Genomic DNA, 15,381 nt, shown 5'->3' with positions numbered 1-15,381 from the left:
GGAACGATCCAAATAGTCAAGCGTTCATCCGCCATCAGGTTAGCCCCACGGAAAGCCGACCCTAGCGTTTGGTCTTGGTGCCCGTGTCAGCCGAACCGTTCCTCAGGTCCAGCTTCTGCAGATCTTCCAGAAGATCAAGCAACTGCTCAAGCCGCTCATGCCCGAACTCGGCTTCGATCTGCCCCAGGATCGCTGCACTTTGCCCCGCATGCGCCTGCACCAGCTGAAGCCCAACCGGAGTGATCGCGACAATCGCCTTGCGCCGGTCCTCTGGCGGGGTCGTGCGCGAGATCAGCCCCTCGTCCACCATCGGGCCAACCATCCGTGTAAGGCTCGACAACAGAAGGCACGCCTCCGCCGCGACCTGGCTCAGCTCCAAAGGCCCCCGTTCCTGCAACACGCGCAGAACCCGCCATTTCTGCTCGTTCACGCCAGAGGTCGAAAGCATATCACGAAGCGGCCCCATCACCGTCTCCCGCGCCCTAAGCAGCGCAATGGGCAGCGATCTGCGCATCAGACGAAACGAGGGCGGCGCATCGGACATCCCCGGCTTATCGCGCGTTTTCACGTCGGCCTCAATCCTGCGAAATTACTTGACCGAGCAACTATCTTCCCGCTCACTGCAGCCAGGAGCCCTTCATGCCCCACATACAGATCGACTATTCCCCGAACCTTGAAAACCGCCTTGATGTCGCAGGCCTCTGCCGAGTTCTGCGCGACGCGGCGGTCGAAACCGGGGTCCTGCCGCTGGCCGGCATCCGTGTCCGGGCCATCCGCGCCGACCACGTGGTGATCGCCGACGGCAACCCGGACCACGCCTTCCTGGACATCGTGCTCCGCCTGCGCGGCGGGCGGTCGGACGAGGCCAAGGCCAGGGCGACGGAACTGATCTTCGCAGCCGCCGAGGACTACTGCCGCGAGGTGATGGAAACCTCGTCCTTCATGCTGTCGATGGAACTGCGCGACATCGACCCACGCTTCAGCCCGAAGGCCAGCTCGATCCGCAAATACCTCCCCGGAGAGCCCGCATGACCCTAGCCACCCATCTGGAAAAGCTGGAGGGTCACCTAAAGCGGTTCCGGTCCAGCGGGATCCTGAACCTGATCGGCGGCGAGGATGCGCCCGGCGCAGGGGGCGCTTTCGACACGCGCTCGCCGGTCGACGAAAGCCTCATCGCAAACGTCGCGCGGGGCACGGCAGCCGACATCGACCGGGCCGCGCAAGCGGCAAAGGCCGCGTTCCCCGCCTGGGCCGCTCTGGCAGGCGACAAACGCAAAGCGATCCTCCAACGCATCGCCGACCTGATCGAGGCGCGGGCCGAGGAAATCGCGCTTTGCGAATGCTGGGACACCGGTCAGGCCTGGCGCTTCATGTCAAAGGCCGCCCTGCGCGGCGCCGAGAACTTCCGCTTCTTCGCCGACCTTGCCCCCGGCGCGCGCGATGGCAAGACCCTCCACTCCCCTGACCACCTGAACCTGACCTCCCGCAGACCCATCGGTCCGGTGGGCGTGATCACCCCCTGGAACACGCCCTTCATGCTTTCCACCTGGAAGGTCGCGCCCGCTTTGGCCGCAGGCTGCACGGTCGTTCACAAACCCGCCGAGTTCAGCCCGCTGACCGCACGCCTCCTGGCCGAGATCGCGCATGAAGCGGGCCTGCCCCCAGGCGTTCTGAACCTGGTCAACGGCTTCGGCGAGGAAGCAGGCAAGGCCCTCACCGAACACCCCGACATCAAGGCCATCGCCTTCGTCGGCGAAACCCGAACCGGGTCGATGATCATGAAGCAGGGCGCCGACACCCTGAAACGCGTCCATTTCGAGCTTGGCGGCAAGAACCCCGTCGTGGTCTTCGACGACGCCGACCTCGACCGCGCGCTCGATGCCGTGATCTTCATGATCTACTCGCTGAACGGCGAACGCTGCACGTCGTCGTCCCGCCTTCTGGTCCAGGAAACCATCGCCGACACCTTCCACGCCCGCCTGATCGAGCGGGCAAACAACATCAAAGTCGGCCATCCGCTTGACCCTGCCACCGAAGTCGGCCCCCTGATCCACAAGACGCATTTCGACAAGGTCATGTCCTACGTCGACCTCGGCCGCTCCGAACGCGCCACACTTGCGGCCGGTGGAACGCGCGTTGGCGACAAGGGCTGGTTCATCCGCCCCACCCTCTTCACCAACGCCACGCCTGACATGCGCATCGCGCAGGAAGAGGTCTTCGGCCCGTTCCTCACCTCGCTGACCTTCAGGGATGAGGCCGAAGCGCTGGCCATCGCCAATAGCACAGCCTACGGGCTGACAGGGTACCTATGGACCAACGACCTGACCCGCGCCCTGCGGTTCTCGGACGCGCTGGAGGCGGGCATGATCTGGGTAAACTCCGAAAACGTCCGCCACCTGCCCACGCCCTTCGGCGGGGTCAAGGCCTCGGGCATCGGGCGCGACGGGGGCGATTGGTCCTTCGAGTTCTACATGGAACAGAAGAACACCGCCTTCGCTTTGGGCACCCACAAGATCCAGCGACTGGGAGCCTGAGATGCCCGTCCCCGCCCCGAACCTCTACCCGCCTTTCAACACCATCCGTCTAAGCCATGTCGAATTGGGCGTAACCGACCTTCAGCGCTCACGAGCCTTCTATGTCGATACGCTGGGCCTCCAGGTGACCGAAGAGGACGCCTCGACCATCTACCTCCGCGCGATGGAAGAACGCGGCCACCACTGCATCATCCTCAAACAAACAGACAAAGCCGGGGCCCGCTATCTGGGTTTCAAGGTCTACGACGAAGACAACCTAGACCGCGCCGCCGCCTTCTTCAAAGCCCGCGGCCTGCCGGTCGATTGGGTCGACAGCCCCCATATCACCCGCGCTTTCCGCACCCGAGACCCGCAAGGCATTCCGCTGGAGTTCTATGCCCGGATGGACCGCCTGCCTCCGATCCACCAGCAGTACGCCCTCTACCGGGGCGTCAAGCCCCTCAGGATCGACCATTTCAACTGCTTCTCTCCGGACGTCGACGCCGCCGTCGCCTTCTGGAACGAGATCGGCTTTCGTGTCACCGAATATACCGAAGACGCGGACACCGGCCGCCTCTGGGCCACCTGGCTGCACCGGAAGGGGGGCGTTCATGATATCGCCTTCACCAACGGCGCTGGCCCACGGCTCCACCACACCGCCTTCTGGGTGCCGACGCCCCTCAACATCATCGATCTTCTCGACCTCATGTCCACCACCGGCTGGCTGGCGAACATCGAGCGCGGCCCCGGCCGCCACGGCATCTCGAACGCCTTCTTCCTTTACATCCGCGACCCCGACGGCCACCGGATCGAGCTTTACTGTTCCGACTACCAGACCGTCGACCCCGACCACGAACCGATCCGCTGGGACCTGAAGGACCCCCAGCGCCAGACCCTTTGGGGCTCCCCCGCCCCGCGCAGCTGGTTCGAGGAGGGGAGCCTTTTCGCCGGGACCGCGCCCGTCCAGAGCACCCTCGCGGCAAGCCCGATAATCGCGCCATGAACCTGGTCGCCTTCACCGCCAGCGGCGTCCAGCACTGGGGCGTACGCGCGCCGGGAGGTGTTCTGGCGCTGTCGGGTGAGTTCCCGCAGTGGCGGACACTCCGAAACGTGATTGCGGCAGGGGCCATCCCGGCAGTTCTGGACGCCGCAACTGGCCGCCTGGCAAGCCATACCGAAGGATCGTTCACATACGATATCCCCGTCGCCGATCCGGAGAAGATCATCTGCGTCGGCTTGAACTTTCCCGACCGGAATGCCGAGTACAGGGACGGTGAGGCCGCGCCTCCCAACATGTCGCTCTTCATCCGCTTTCCTCGCTCTTTCACCGGCCACGGCCAACCCTTGATCCGCCCCCTGGAAAGCCCGCAGCTCGACTACGAAGGCGAGATCGCAATCGTCATCGGCAGGCCCGGCCGCCGCATCCCCGAAGGCGACGCCCTCACCCATATCGCCGCCCTGACGCTCTGCAACGAAGGCACGATCCGCGACTGGGTGCAGCACGCCAAGTTCAACGTGACGCAAGGCAAGAACTGGGACCGCTCCGGCGCGATGGGGCCATGGCTCGTCCCCTTCACCGAGCCTTCACAGATCGCCGACATCCAGCTCACCACCCGCGTCAACGGCGAGGTCCGCCAGCAGGACCGCACCAGCCGGATGCTCTTCCCCATCGCCCGCCAGATTGCCTACATCTCGACCTTCACCACCCTCGTCCCCGGCGACATCATCGTGACCGGCACCCCCACCGGCGCAGGCGCACGCTTCGATCCGCCGGTCTGGCTGAAACCGGGCGACGTGGTCGAGGTGGAGGCCGACGGGATCGGCACCTTGCGAAACGGAGTGGCCGACGAATGACCCCCGAAGACCACCGAGCCGCCGCCCGCGCGCTCCTGAGGGCCGAGGAAACCCGCACCCAGATCGGCCTTCTCTCCCTCACCTACCCAGACATGACGCTTGACGATGCCTATGCCGTTCAGGCCGATCTCATCGCCATGAAACTGGCGATGGGCCGACGCGGCATCGGCTGGAAGATCGGCCTCACCTCCCGCGCCATGCAGGAGGCTCTGAAGATCGACACCCCCGACAGCGGAGTCCTTCTGGACGACATGCTTTTCGCTCACGGCGCGACAATCCTGAAAAACCATTTCATCCAGCCAAGGGTCGAGGCCGAGATCGCCTTCCTGATGGCCCAGGACCTCAGCGGCGCAGAAACGACCCGCGGCGACGTGGTCGCCGCCACCGCCCATGTCGCCCCAGCGCTGGAAATCCTCGACACCCGGATCCTGCGCACCGATCCCGTCACCGGGCGCACACGGATCATCACCGACACCGTCAGCGACAACGCCGCCAACGCAGGCGCCGTCCTCGGCCCCCAGCGCCACGCCATCGACGCCCATGACCTCCGCTGGGTCGGCGCCATCGTCAAGCGCAACGGCATCGTCGAGGAAACCGGCCTCGGCGCAGGCGTCCTTGACGACCCGGTCACCGGAATCCTCTGGCTCGTCCATCGCCTCGCGCGCTATGGTCAGGGCCTGAAGGCGGGCGACATCGTCCTCTCCGGCAGCTTCGTCCGGGCCATCGAGGCCCCGCCCGGCAGCCGGTTCGAGGCCGACTTCGGCGCCTTCGGTTCTGTCTCCATCAGCATCGAGTAACCCATGCCCGCCCCCCAGAACCGCCTGAAACACCGCCTCGCCGCCGGCGAAACCCTCTACGGCTGCTGGCTCGGCATGGCCGACCCCTACGCCGCCGAAATGGCCGCCACGGCGGGGTTCGACTGGCTTCTGATCGACGGCGAACACGCGCCGAACGACCTGCGCACCACGCTTGCGCAGCTGCAAGTGATCGAACCAGGCCCAAGCGCACCCATCGTGCGGCTCCGCGACGACGACCCCGCCCGGATCAAGCAGACGCTGGACGCCGGTGCCCAAAGCCTTCTCATCCCGATGATCGAAAGCGCCGCCCAGGCCGAGCGCTGCCTCAAGGCCACCCGCTACCCGCCCGACGGTTTCCGCGGCGTGGGGTCCTCCCTCGCCCGCGCCTCGAAGTTCGCCCAAATCCCGGACTACCTGACCACCGCAAACGACCAGATCTGCCTGATCCTGCAGGTCGAGAGCCTTGCGGGCCTCGCGGCACTGGACGATATCCTGGCCGTCAAAGGCATCGACTGCGTCTTCATCGGCCCCTCGGACCTCGCCGCCGACATGGGACACCTCGGCAACGCCAGCCACCCGGACGTCCGCACGGCCGTCTTCGACGCGCTCCGCCGGATTTCCGCCTCGGGCAAGGCCGCGGGGGTTCTGGCAACCGAAGACGGCTTCATCCAGGATTGCCTGAACGCAGGCGCCCGCTTCGTCGGCGTGGGGATCGATGTCCTGGCCTATGTCGGCGCGCTAAGGGCGCTGGCGCTCAAGTACGCTCCGCCCGCCAAGGCCTGACTCGCCACCAAAAGCGTTTTCCCAACTAAGTCCGGTCCAAGCCGAAGTTCCGCCACAATCCTTGGTTCATTTCCCGACCCAAAGCACAATCTGGAGTTAGCGATGGGCCTCTCTTCCAAACTTCCCGGACGGGTCTCAATACCAGGCAAAGCCGCGGCGATTGCCAAGCCAGCGTCGGAGCCGCACCTGAAATGACCGCGACGGCGACATGGCGGCAGAGCGCAGATCCGCTCTCCACACCCTTCACCGCTTACGTGCTTCTCTCGGAAGGGCTTGAGCTTGCAAGCCGCGAAATCCTTGAGGCCGTGGTCGACGATTTCCCGTCCATGTTCTGGACCAGCCGCTTTGGCGGCGACCAGACCTGTTCGACCGATCAGACCTGTCACGTCGTCTTCCACCCCGAGCCGGGCCGAAACGAACCGAAGGAAGTCCACGTCTATACCGAACCCGGGCGCTTCCACACCCACTGGGACGCATCCTGTGCCAGGTCCGAGATGTTCTTCTCGGATGCCCGCGCCGCAGTCGAACGCCACAAGAGCTTTATCGCGATCACCGTCGCCTCGGCAGACGAGTCGGTTGCGGCCCGCTTCGAGGCGGCAAGCCGCATGACCTGCCTTGCTGCCGTCTTCGCCAAGCTGCCGACCTGCACAGCAGTCCACGTCGCCCATAGCGGGCTGATCGTTTCGCCTGCGGCTTGGGTGAAGGCCGCAGACACGCTCGTCGGCGGCGAAGTCCCGGTCTGGCAATGGATCGCCGCACCGATCGAGCTGCACAAAGACCGAAAGGAACCAACGCCCGTCACCTTGCGCACCATCGGCCTTGCGCAGCTTGCCGGGCGCGAGATCGTCTTTCCGCAGGTCCGCGCCGAGCCCAAGGAGCTTATGCTCTTCACGGTCGCGGTCGCCACTGCGGTCCTGAAAATGGGGACGGTTCTGCAAGACGGCGAGACTTTCGATATCCCGGGGGCGCCGGACCGGAATATCCCGATCCGCCACTGGCCCGCCGCCAAGGGTGGCGCCGCATCCGACATGTGGGCGCTTGTGCATTCCAAGTCGACGCTCAACGAAAGTGGGCCTGAAGCGCCGCAAGCAACTGGAACCACCGCATCCGCGGGGCCCGGCAGCCGCCAGCAGGTCCGGTCGGCCGAGACGCAGCCCCAGGGCGGGAAGAGCAGCTTCCTGCAACGAACGCTTGGCAGCCTTTTGCGGGGTTCGACCCGCAAGGTCGAAGCGAAGCCGGCCCCAGCGGCCCAGCCCGCCCCCGCGGCGCGGCCCACCCCCAAAAGGGAAAAGCCGCTCAACTCCTCGTTCTCGGCCTATGTCCTCCTCACCGAAGACATCCGGTTCGTGCCTTCCGAGCTTCTTCGGACCGCAACCAGAGGGTTCCCCGGCCTCTCGTGGTCGATAGAACCGCATCTGGACGTGCCTTTCAGCACGGATCGTCCCAGCATCGCGCCTTTGCTCGCAACCGAAGACATGCGCGACGTCAAGTTGATCAATTTCATCGCGAAGCCCGGAACGCTCGACCTTGAATGGGAGCCGATCTATCAGCTCTCGCAGCTGACTTTCCCCGATGCGCGCGACGCAGTTAACCGGCACCGGGCCTATCTTTCGATCAACGTGACCTCGGTCGACGACTCGCTCGCCGCGCGCTTCAGCGCAGCCCGGCGCATGACCTGCCTTGCGTCGCTCTTTGCCAGGCTGCCGAGTTGCACCGGCATCTGGCTTCAGAACAGCAATACGCTGATCCCGCCGAAGACCTGGATCGCCTCTGCAGACATGGCGATGGACGACACGTTCCCCATCGCCACCTGGGTCAGCCTGGTCATCGGGAAGGAAACCGGCGATCAGGACTCAGAGCTCCTCTGGGCCCGCACGGTTGGCTTGTCGTCCTTCATCGGTCGCGAGATCATGATCCCCAAGGTCCGCAGAAACTGGCGTCAACTGCCGCCGCAGCTGATGCTTGCGACCCACCAGTTGATGAACCTTGGGCACCGGTTCAATGACGGGGACACGATGGCGCTCCATGACGACCCGGAATCCATATGCCGCATTCGCAACTGGCCTGCCGCTGCGAACGATTTCGGGGTCGACATGTGGGCGATCCTGTATCCGGATGCCGCGATGGACGAGATGTCGACGTTCGGCCCGCGCCTCGCCAAGCCGCTTGCGCCCGGCCAGAAGAACGACATTCCACACGATGAGGACTACCTGTGCAAACTGCTGCGTGAGTTCAACCAGAAGCCAACGCTGCACTGACAAGTCGGGGGGCTGGCGGCGGAAGCGGGGCGCCAGTCCGCCAGTTCCCCTTCCACCGATCCGCCGTACGTGCTTAACGGTCGTCGGACCACACGCGGGCAGAGACGGAAACAAGATGAAAGCAAGACGGCAACAAGATCATTAACTTGTTCGAAAGGTGCAAGATTAACACAGCGTTCTCAAAAAGTTGCAGCCCGCCTTGCCCCCCCTTTGCACCCCTTGCCGATTTTGTCGTTCATACTTCGTCAACCCGACCGCACGGCACTGTCGTCCGCCGTTAGTCCTCTGCCCCCGGCACCAGCGCAATCGCCCGGATGGGTGACCCGGTGCCCTCTGCGATCTTCAAGGGCGCCGCAATCAGGATCGCACCTTTCGGCGGCAGCCGGTCAAGGTTGCAAAGGCTTGCGAGGCCAAAACAATTGTCCCGGTGGAGGAAGTTATGCGCCGGGAACGGAGGGCTGAACTTCCCCGCCATCCCCGCATCGGTGCCGATGCACTGCGTGCCCCAACCGACGATCCCCTTCCCAAGAAGATAATCAATGCAATCGGTTGACGGCCCAGGCGAGTGCGACCCATCCTCGAATGGATCGGGGTCCTCGTTCAGGAACAGCTCTTCGTCATGCGACCGCTTGTCCCAATCGGTGCGCATCAGCACCCATTCGCCCGGACCTATCTCGCCATGCCTGGCCTCCCACGCCTTGACGTGCTGGGCTGTAAGCAGAAAATCGGGGTTTTGGGCCGCTTCTTCTGAACAGTCGATCACGTTCGCAGGCGCGATAAGCCGTTGAACCGAAAGCGTATCTGTAAAGCCATCCGGGTGCTCCCTTCCCGACAGCCAGTGATGCGGTGCGTCGAAATGGGTGCCGCTGTGTTCGCCGAGTTCCAGCCAGTTCCAGGCCCAGAACGGCCCGTCCTTGTCGTATTCGCTGATCCGGTGGATAGCGACCTTCGGCGTGTTCCTCGCAAGGTCCTCGGGCAGCCGCAGGATCGGCGTCTTGGGGCCAAGTTCCGCCGTGCAATCAACAACTTGGACCCTTCCGGCCAGAAGCTCCTTGGCCAGCGAAGCAAGCACCTCTCCCGCCCCATCCGCCTTCCCGCAGCCCTGCCCAGCAAAGCGACGGCGGCGGCGTGCCATCACCGTTTCGACCATGTCGAAGACAGCATCAACCGCTTGTTCTTCTGTCACAAATCCCGGAGACATCCGCAGGATCGGCCCGCGGAAATCGACAGAATAGCCCTCCACCCCCAACGCCCCCACACAGGCCGCGGCCTCGGCCTTGTCCGGCATCCGCAGCATCACCGCCCCACCCCGGTTGGCCGCCTCACGCGGGGAGTGAAGCGGCAGGTCCAGGCGGTCCGCCCGGTCGATGACCCGGTCGACAAGGCGCCGGTTGTGGGCGGACACTTCGGTAAGGTCTTGTTTCGAAAACCATTCCAGCGCCGGCAGCGAAGCCAGCGCCGCGACCGACCCGGGCGTCCCGGTGTCGAAGCGGCGGATGTCGGGGGCGTATTCGAACTTGTCGAGGTCCCACGAGAACGGGTTGTTCTGCGAAAACCACCCCCGCGTTTCGGGTCGAAGGGTTGTGACCAAGTCCTTGTCAACATAGAGAATCCCGGCACCCGGCGTCCCGCAAAGCCATTTCAGGCTGGTGGAGACCACGAAATCCACCCGCGGATTCAGCGCGTCGAAGGGCATCAGCCCGGCCCCTTGGGTGATGTCGGCAACCATGAGGCTGCCCATCGCCCGGCCATGCGCGACTAGGGCGGGGTAGTCCATCTTCGACGAGCCGATCGAGGTCACCCAGGTGAGAAGTGCAAGCCCCACATCCCTTCCCCAGCGGGCGATGAAATCGGCTGTCTCCACCCAGGCGCGGCCTTCGGACAGGGGAACCGTCTCGAGGGTGAAGCCCATCTTCGGAGCGAGGCCCTCAAGGAGGAAGTGTAGCGAGGGGAAGCAGTCGGCGGCGACCAGCACGCGCTTGCCGCGCAAGATGCCTTGCGGCAGGGCCCGCATCAGTTTCTGCATGCCTTCGGTGACGTTGTCGACCGTCGTCAGCGAGCCTTTGGGGACGTTGATCAGCCGCCGCCAGCGGTCGATGAAGTCCTGTCGCTTCCGGAGGACGTAGCCCCATTGCTTGTCGTTGGGGGAGGCCCAGACCTCGGCAAACTCGGCCATCGCGTCGGCGAGGTCTTCCTCTTTGCCGGGGTAGATGCCGATGGAGTGGTAGAGGAAATAGCCGCCTTCGGTCGTATTCCGCTGCATGGTCCCCGATGCTCCCATTCCCTGGGCCGGACAGTGCCAGCGGGGGGCACGGGCCGCAAGCGGGATCGGTGTTCGGGAGGGTGTCCCACGGTGGGACAACTTGGTGCGCCAAATGATATCAATGGGTTGCCATGTCGTTCAGGATTTGGAAAGGATTTCGCCCCGCCAACCGGCGCTTCGCGCGAGGTCGAAGACATCCCCTGCCAGAACATCTACCGTCCCGTCCGGATGGACCTTGAACGCGGTCTGCACGCCTGCGGCCCGACAAAGGGCAAGGCCTCCGGCGCAATCCCAAAGGCCGCCGACGCGGGCCTCGATGTAGCCCTTCAGGCGTCCGGTCGCGACCAGCAGCAGGGACAAGGCGCAGGAGCCCAAGAGGCGGGGACCAAGGTCTGCAGCGTCAATGGCGGCCTCGATGGCGTGGCGGTCGGCGGTGTGCCAGCGGGGGTTGCGGCCGATGCCGATACAGGGCGGGTCCTCCGGGCGGGAGCCGGGAGTGAAGCCCGTTGCAACGAAAGGACCGCCTGCCTGGCCTACGGCGGCAAGGCCCATCGTCGGGGCGATGATGCCGCCCATAACCGGCTCGTCTGCCACCATGAGGCCAACGGAGATCGTCCAGAACGGCAGGCCCGACAGGAAGTTCGAGGTGCCGTCGATCGGGTCGATGGCCCAGAAGCGCGCCGATGGAGTGCCGCCAAACTCCTCGCCGAGGATGTCGCAGTCGGGGAAGTGCTGGCCGAGGAGGCGGCGCAGGGTGTTTTCGACCTCGCGGTCGGCATCCGAGACCAGATCGCCGGGTGATTTGGCGTCGACGGTCCGCGCGGCCATGCTGTTGAAGTAGCCGAGCGCCTGCTGCCCCGCTTGCTCGAGGATCGTGCCGAGCGTTGCGAGGCTGTCGTTATCGGTCATCAAGCGGGTCCTGCTGGGAAAGACCACGCTAAGGCAGAATCGGTGATTGCGGAACAGCCTTCACCGCGCCGGCAGTCACGGCTTTTCCGGCGTGACCTCCTCGTTCGACTTCGTCTCCTCGTCGGGCGGGGCGCAGCGAGGAGTGCATGAAATGCATCGACGATGCGGTTCGTCAGGCTTGCGGAGATTGAGGAACAGCCTTCACCGCACCGGCAGGCACGGCTTTCCCGGCGTGACCTCCTCGTTCGACTTCGTCTCCCCGTCGGAGGGCGCGCAGCGAGGAGTGCATGAAATGCATCGACGAGCGGTCCGTCAGGCTTGCGGAACGTGAAGGAGGATGCCGTCAAGTGCTGCGGACATCTTCAGCTGGCACGAAAGGCGTGAGGTCGGCTGGCGTTCGGCTTCGGTGATGTCGAGCATGTCTTCCTCGAACGTGCCCGGCTCCCCCGCCGGTTCGGCCCAGGCGGGGTCGATGACGACATGACAGGTGGCGCAGGACATCGAGCCGCCGCATTCGCCGATGATGCCGGGGACGCCGCGGTTGGTCGCGGCCTCCATCAGGGTCTGGCCTTCGGCCAAGTCATGGGTGACCTCACGCCCGTCGGGAAGCTTCCAGGTGGCTTTCATGTGCGAGGCCCCTCAGACGTACCAGATGTAATAGTCGCGCAAGGCAGGACCTTCGAGGCCTTCGGTCTTCGTCACCTCGATCCGCTTCATGAAGACGTGATGCTCGACCAGTTCCGGGCCCAGGGCCTGGGCAAGTGCGGTATCGGCCTCAAGGTCGTCCATCGCTTCGGCGAGCGAAGCGGCAACGCCGTAGCCTGCGTCGGTGCGGTCAAAGCCGTCGCCCGCCTCGGGTTCGGGCAGCGCATAGCCCTTCTCGACCCCCAGCCGCGCGGTCTGCAGGAGGGCGGCAAGCGCGGTGTAGGGGTTGCAACTGGCATCGGCCATCCGGTGTTCAAGGCGGGTCTTCGGCCCGCCCTCTTCGGACACCCGCACTGTCACCCCGCGATGATCACCGCCCCAGTTGCACCAGTAGCCCGACATCGAGGCGGGTTGCAGCCGCAGGTATGACCCGACCGTCGGGGCCAGAAGCCCCGCGAGGCCCTTGTGGTGCTGAAGCCAGCCCGCGACGCAGCCTTTGGCGAGGTCGTTCATGTGGGCAGGACCGCCTTTCGGCCCGGTCATCAGGGCGTTCTTCCCGGCCTTGTCGGCGAAGGAGAGATTGAAGTGGAGGCCCGAGCCGCCCTTTTCCGGGATTGGTTTCGGCAGGAAAGTCAAAAGGATGCCGTGATCCAGCGCCACTTCGCGGGCCATCTGGCGGAAGAGGACCATTTCGTCGATGGCTTTGACCGCCTCGTCATAGGCCAGGGTGAATTCGTACTGCGGCGTGTCGTATTCGGCGGTGATCAGTTCCAGCCGGAAGCCCGCTTCCTCGGCCCGGTTCCAGATCGCGTCGGTGAAACCGGCAGGGTCGGCGAAAGGGCCGGTGCCGTAGACGATACCGCCGGGGGCATGCATGGGGGAGACGCTGCCATCTTCGGCGATCTCGAAGGCGAAGGCTTCCAGCTCGATCCCGACCTTGGGCGTCAGGCCGTGTTTGCCCCAGTCGGCAACCGCGCGCTTGAGGGCAGAGCGGGGGCAAAGGGGGATGCGCTCGCCGTCGCTGTCATAGAGGTCGCCCGTGACGACCTTGGTGTCCGGTTCCCAGCCGTCGCGGATCTCGGCGGCGTCCCAGCGGAGCTCCATGTCCGGGATGCCCTCGCGGCATTTGGTGTGGGGGGCGTCCAGGATGAGGTCCTTGTCCCAATGGACCGAGAAGGTGGGTCGCGCCAGCCGCGTGCCTTCGGACTTGAGCTTTGAGGCGGGCAGGTATTTGCCACGCATCAGGCTCAAGTGGTCGCAGAACATGGCCCTCAACCGGTCCGCCATCGTGATCCTCCCCCGTTTTTTTGTCATCATTGCATGGTTACGCGAACCGGCAAGCTTTTCAGCCCGGCCACGAAGTTTGACCGCAGGAACTTCTGGTCCCCCGCCGGTTCGATGGATTTGATCCGCTTGGCGAGTTCCTGGAAGAGAACCCGCACCTCCAGCCTTGCAAGCCACATCCCAAGGCAAAGGTGCGGGCCGCCCTGGCCGAAGGCGAGGTGTTTGTTCGGGCTGCGGGCGAGGTCGACGCGGAAGGGCCGGTGGAAGACCGTTTCGTCCCGGTTGGCCGAGGCGAACCAGTAGAGGACCTTGTCGCCCGCCTTGATGGTCTTGCCGTGCATCTCGAAATCGCGGGTGGCGGTGCGGCGGAAGTAGCTGGTGGGGCTGGCCCAGCGGATGATCTCGTCGGCCATGGTGTCGTCGACGCCGCCGGACTGGATGAGGGGGAGGAGTTCGGGCTGATGCGCGAGGGCCTGGAGGCCAGCGGCGATGGAATAGCGGGTGGTGTCGTTTCCGGCGGCGACCACAAGGCAGAAGAAGTTGCGGAACTCGATTTCCGGCATGACCTGGCCGTCGTGGCCGGGCTGCAGGATCATGTGGAGGACGCCCGAGGTGTCGCCTGTCGCGTTTTTGCGGGCCATCAGGTCCTTGGCGTAGACGAAAAGCTCGGCCCCGGCGGGGGAGTTGAAGGGCATCATCCGAAACTCGTCGGTGGTGAGCTTGTCGAGGACGTGGGGGGTGAAGTCGGGGTCGGTGTTGGCGATGAGGGCGTCACCCTTTTCGACGAGCCAGGGGAGGTCTTCGTCGGGCAGGCCCACGATCCGGCCGAGCATGCGCATGGGAAGCTCGCGGGCGATTTCTTTGGTGGCGTCGAAGGTTTCGCGCGGGAGGGCGGTGTCGAGGATGGTTGTGCAGAGGTCGCGGATCGATTGCTCGAAGGTGGCGATGACGGGTTTGGAGAAGGCCTTCGCGACCTTTACCCTTGTCATCATGTGTTCGGGCGGGTCGGTCTCCTGGAAGGTGCGGCGGGCGAGGTATTCTTCGTAGCTCTGATCCTCCATGCGGATGCCGCGGGCTGAGGAGAGAAGGTCGGGCTGGCCGTTCAGGGAGTGGATGTCTTCGTGGCGGGTGACGGACCAGAAGGGCTGGCCTTGGGGGTAGTCGGTCCAGTGCATCGGGTCTTCGCGGCGGAGGCGGGCGAAGGTGTTGTGGGGGGCTCCGGCCAGGAAGGTGTCGTGGCTGGTGAGGTCGGCATGGCCGTCGTCCGTCGGGGTCCAGACCGTCATCGGTTGCTCCTTGCCGTGGGGCGCGTTTTGTATAATGATGAACGTGTTAAATATGTAAAGGGAAATCTCCATGCATATTGCGGTTCTGGCGACGAACACCGACACCAGCGCCTTCGCGGCCAGGCATCCGCGCGACACACAGAAGTTCCGGGACCTGCTGCTGGGCGTGCGGCCGGGCTGGACGGTGACGGCCTTCGATCTGCCGAGCGGGGAGTTTCCTGAGGGGCTGCAAGGGTTTGATGGCTTCCTGATCGGCGGCAGCCCGTCTTCGGTAGATGATGATGATCCGTGGATCGGGCGGCTGATGGAACTGATCCGGCAGGCCTATGCCGATGGCAAACCGCTCGCCGGGGCGTGTTTCGGGCATCAGGCGATTGCCAAGGCCCTGGGGGGCACGGTAGGCCCGAATCCGGGGCCGTTTGTGCTGGGGACAGCAGAGACCGAGCTTGTGGCGCCGGCGCCCTGGATGGACGGCGGCGCGCGCATCCGGCTGGCGGCGGCGCATGGCGAGCAGGTGCTTCGGTTGCCTGCGGGTGCCGAGGTGGTGGGGCGGAGCGAAGGGTGTCCGGCGGCCGCATACCGGATTGGGAGCGGGGTCTTTGCGACCCAGTATCATCCCGAGATGACGCCGGAGTTCCTGGCCGGGCTGGTCGAGGAGTTTGCGCCGGGGCTTGCGGCGGAGGTCGGGGCGGCGGCAAAGGTCTCCCTCCCGCTTGGTACGGAGGGTCGGCGGTTCGCAGAATGGATCGCGCGGTTCTTTGAGATGGCGAGAGGTTGAGAGTCGATTTT

Annotated in this window: 14 protein-coding genes; 8 read left to right on the top strand and 6 right to left on the bottom strand. The window is 64.9% G+C overall.

All coding sequences use genetic code 11. The features are described 5' to 3' along the window. Positions 1–61 precede the first annotated feature (61 nt). On the bottom strand, positions 62–568 hold the full coding sequence (hpaR, locus tag ACRCSW_RS13285) for a homoprotocatechuate degradation operon regulator HpaR (RefSeq protein WP_438705780.1): 507 nt from the start codon (positions 566–568) through the stop codon (positions 62–64). A 71-nt stretch (positions 569–639) separates the two neighbouring features. Between hpaR and ACRCSW_RS13280 the strand changes: the two genes are divergently transcribed. The 7 genes from ACRCSW_RS13280 (at position 640) to ACRCSW_RS13250 (ending at position 8,205) form a co-directional block, all read left to right on the top strand. Then, positions 640–1,032 carry a 5-carboxymethyl-2-hydroxymuconate Delta-isomerase gene (locus ACRCSW_RS13280; protein ID WP_438705779.1) on the top strand — a complete coding sequence of 131 codons (393 nt, stop codon included), beginning with the start codon at positions 640–642 and terminating at the stop codon, positions 1,030–1,032. After that, the gene (gene hpaE, locus ACRCSW_RS13275) at positions 1,029–2,534 is read left to right on the top strand and encodes a 5-carboxymethyl-2-hydroxymuconate semialdehyde dehydrogenase (protein ID WP_438705778.1); all 1,506 of its coding nucleotides are present in this window, start codon (positions 1,029–1,031) and stop codon (positions 2,532–2,534) included. Before ACRCSW_RS13280 ends, hpaE begins: the two co-directional genes overlap by 4 nt. Before the next feature lies 1 nt (position 2,535). Beyond that, entirely contained in the window at positions 2,536–3,516 is a 981-nt protein-coding gene (gene hpaD, locus ACRCSW_RS13270) for a 3,4-dihydroxyphenylacetate 2,3-dioxygenase (protein ID WP_438705777.1), read from the top strand. Then, a complete protein-coding gene (locus ACRCSW_RS13265; RefSeq protein ID WP_438705775.1) occupies positions 3,513–4,367 on the top strand; it encodes a fumarylacetoacetate hydrolase family protein in 855 nt (284 codons plus the stop codon). The genes hpaD and ACRCSW_RS13265 overlap by 4 nt, the downstream gene beginning before the upstream one ends. Further along, on the top strand, positions 4,364–5,164 hold the full coding sequence (gene hpaH / locus ACRCSW_RS13260; protein ID WP_438705773.1) for a 2-oxo-hept-4-ene-1,7-dioate hydratase: 801 nt from the start codon (positions 4,364–4,366) through the stop codon (positions 5,162–5,164). The genes ACRCSW_RS13265 and hpaH overlap by 4 nt, the downstream gene beginning before the upstream one ends. A 3-nt stretch (positions 5,165–5,167) precedes the next feature. Continuing rightward, on the top strand, positions 5,168–5,947 hold the full coding sequence (locus ACRCSW_RS13255) for an aldolase/citrate lyase family protein (protein WP_438705771.1): 780 nt from the start codon (positions 5,168–5,170) through the stop codon (positions 5,945–5,947). Positions 5,948–6,138: 191 nt separating this feature from the next. Further along, the gene (locus tag ACRCSW_RS13250) at positions 6,139–8,205 is read left to right on the top strand and encodes a hypothetical protein (protein ID WP_438705769.1); all 2,067 of its coding nucleotides are present in this window, start codon (positions 6,139–6,141) and stop codon (positions 8,203–8,205) included. 277 nt (positions 8,206–8,482) lie between these two features. On the opposite strand, the gene ACRCSW_RS13245 is transcribed toward ACRCSW_RS13250, so the two are convergent. The 5 genes from ACRCSW_RS13245 to ACRCSW_RS13225 form a co-directional block, all read right to left on the bottom strand. Further along, positions 8,483–10,468 carry an aminotransferase class V-fold PLP-dependent enzyme gene (locus tag ACRCSW_RS13245; protein WP_438705768.1) on the bottom strand — a complete coding sequence of 662 codons (1,986 nt, stop codon included), beginning with the start codon at positions 10,466–10,468 and terminating at the stop codon, positions 8,483–8,485. A 138-nt stretch (positions 10,469–10,606) separates the two neighbouring features. Then, positions 10,607–11,377, bottom strand: coding sequence for an inositol monophosphatase family protein (locus tag ACRCSW_RS13240; RefSeq protein WP_438705767.1), 771 nt, complete (start codon positions 11,375–11,377; stop codon positions 10,607–10,609). Between the two features lie 312 nt (positions 11,378–11,689). Then, positions 11,690–12,004: a 2Fe-2S iron-sulfur cluster-binding protein gene (locus tag ACRCSW_RS13235; RefSeq protein ID WP_438705765.1), complete on the bottom strand. Its 315-nt coding sequence runs from the start codon at positions 12,002–12,004 to the stop codon at positions 11,690–11,692. 12 nt (positions 12,005–12,016) lie between these two features. Further along, complete coding sequence (locus ACRCSW_RS13230) at positions 12,017–13,309, bottom strand: glutamine synthetase (RefSeq protein WP_438705764.1); 1,293 nt, start codon at positions 13,307–13,309, stop codon at positions 12,017–12,019. A 26-nt stretch (positions 13,310–13,335) separates the two neighbouring features. Further along, positions 13,336–14,592 carry a cytochrome P450 gene (locus ACRCSW_RS13225; RefSeq protein ID WP_438705763.1) on the bottom strand — a complete coding sequence of 419 codons (1,257 nt, stop codon included), beginning with the start codon at positions 14,590–14,592 and terminating at the stop codon, positions 13,336–13,338. 70 nt (positions 14,593–14,662) lie between these two features. On the opposite strand from ACRCSW_RS13225, the gene ACRCSW_RS13220 reads away from it, so the two are divergent. Then, complete coding sequence (locus ACRCSW_RS13220) at positions 14,663–15,370, top strand: type 1 glutamine amidotransferase (protein WP_438705761.1); 708 nt, start codon at positions 14,663–14,665, stop codon at positions 15,368–15,370. Positions 15,371–15,381 lie beyond the last annotated feature (11 nt).

The sequence above is a fragment of the Tabrizicola sp. genome (assembly GCF_051645465.1).
Classification (GTDB): domain Bacteria; phylum Pseudomonadota; class Alphaproteobacteria; order Rhodobacterales; family Rhodobacteraceae; genus Tabrizicola.
This window is presented reverse-complemented; position numbering and strand designations above follow the sequence as displayed.

Bases quoted from the DNA above. Each gene is read 5' to 3' on its own strand.
- hpaE (WP_438705778.1), top strand. From the start codon at position 1,029: ATGACCCTAGCCACCCATCTGGAAAAGCTGGAGGGTCACCTAAAGCGG.
- ACRCSW_RS13225 (WP_438705763.1), bottom strand. From the start codon at position 14,592: ATGACGGTCTGGACCCCGACGGACGACGGCCATGCCGACCTCACCAGC.
- ACRCSW_RS13250 (WP_438705769.1), top strand. From the start codon at position 6,139: ATGACCGCGACGGCGACATGGCGGCAGAGCGCAGATCCGCTCTCCACA.
- ACRCSW_RS13245 (WP_438705768.1), bottom strand. From the start codon at position 10,468: ATGCAGCGGAATACGACCGAAGGCGGCTATTTCCTCTACCACTCCATC.
- ACRCSW_RS13255 (WP_438705771.1), top strand. From the start codon at position 5,168: ATGCCCGCCCCCCAGAACCGCCTGAAACACCGCCTCGCCGCCGGCGAA.
- ACRCSW_RS13230 (WP_438705764.1), bottom strand. From the start codon at position 13,309: ATGGCGGACCGGTTGAGGGCCATGTTCTGCGACCACTTGAGCCTGATG.
- hpaH (WP_438705773.1), top strand. From the start codon at position 4,364: ATGACCCCCGAAGACCACCGAGCCGCCGCCCGCGCGCTCCTGAGGGCC.
- ACRCSW_RS13235 (WP_438705765.1), bottom strand. From the start codon at position 12,004: ATGAAAGCCACCTGGAAGCTTCCCGACGGGCGTGAGGTCACCCATGAC.
- ACRCSW_RS13280 (WP_438705779.1), top strand. From the start codon at position 640: ATGCCCCACATACAGATCGACTATTCCCCGAACCTTGAAAACCGCCTT.
- ACRCSW_RS13240 (WP_438705767.1), bottom strand. From the start codon at position 11,377: ATGACCGATAACGACAGCCTCGCAACGCTCGGCACGATCCTCGAGCAA.
- ACRCSW_RS13220 (WP_438705761.1), top strand. From the start codon at position 14,663: ATGCATATTGCGGTTCTGGCGACGAACACCGACACCAGCGCCTTCGCG.
- ACRCSW_RS13265 (WP_438705775.1), top strand. From the start codon at position 3,513: ATGAACCTGGTCGCCTTCACCGCCAGCGGCGTCCAGCACTGGGGCGTA.
- hpaD (WP_438705777.1), top strand. From the start codon at position 2,536: ATGCCCGTCCCCGCCCCGAACCTCTACCCGCCTTTCAACACCATCCGT.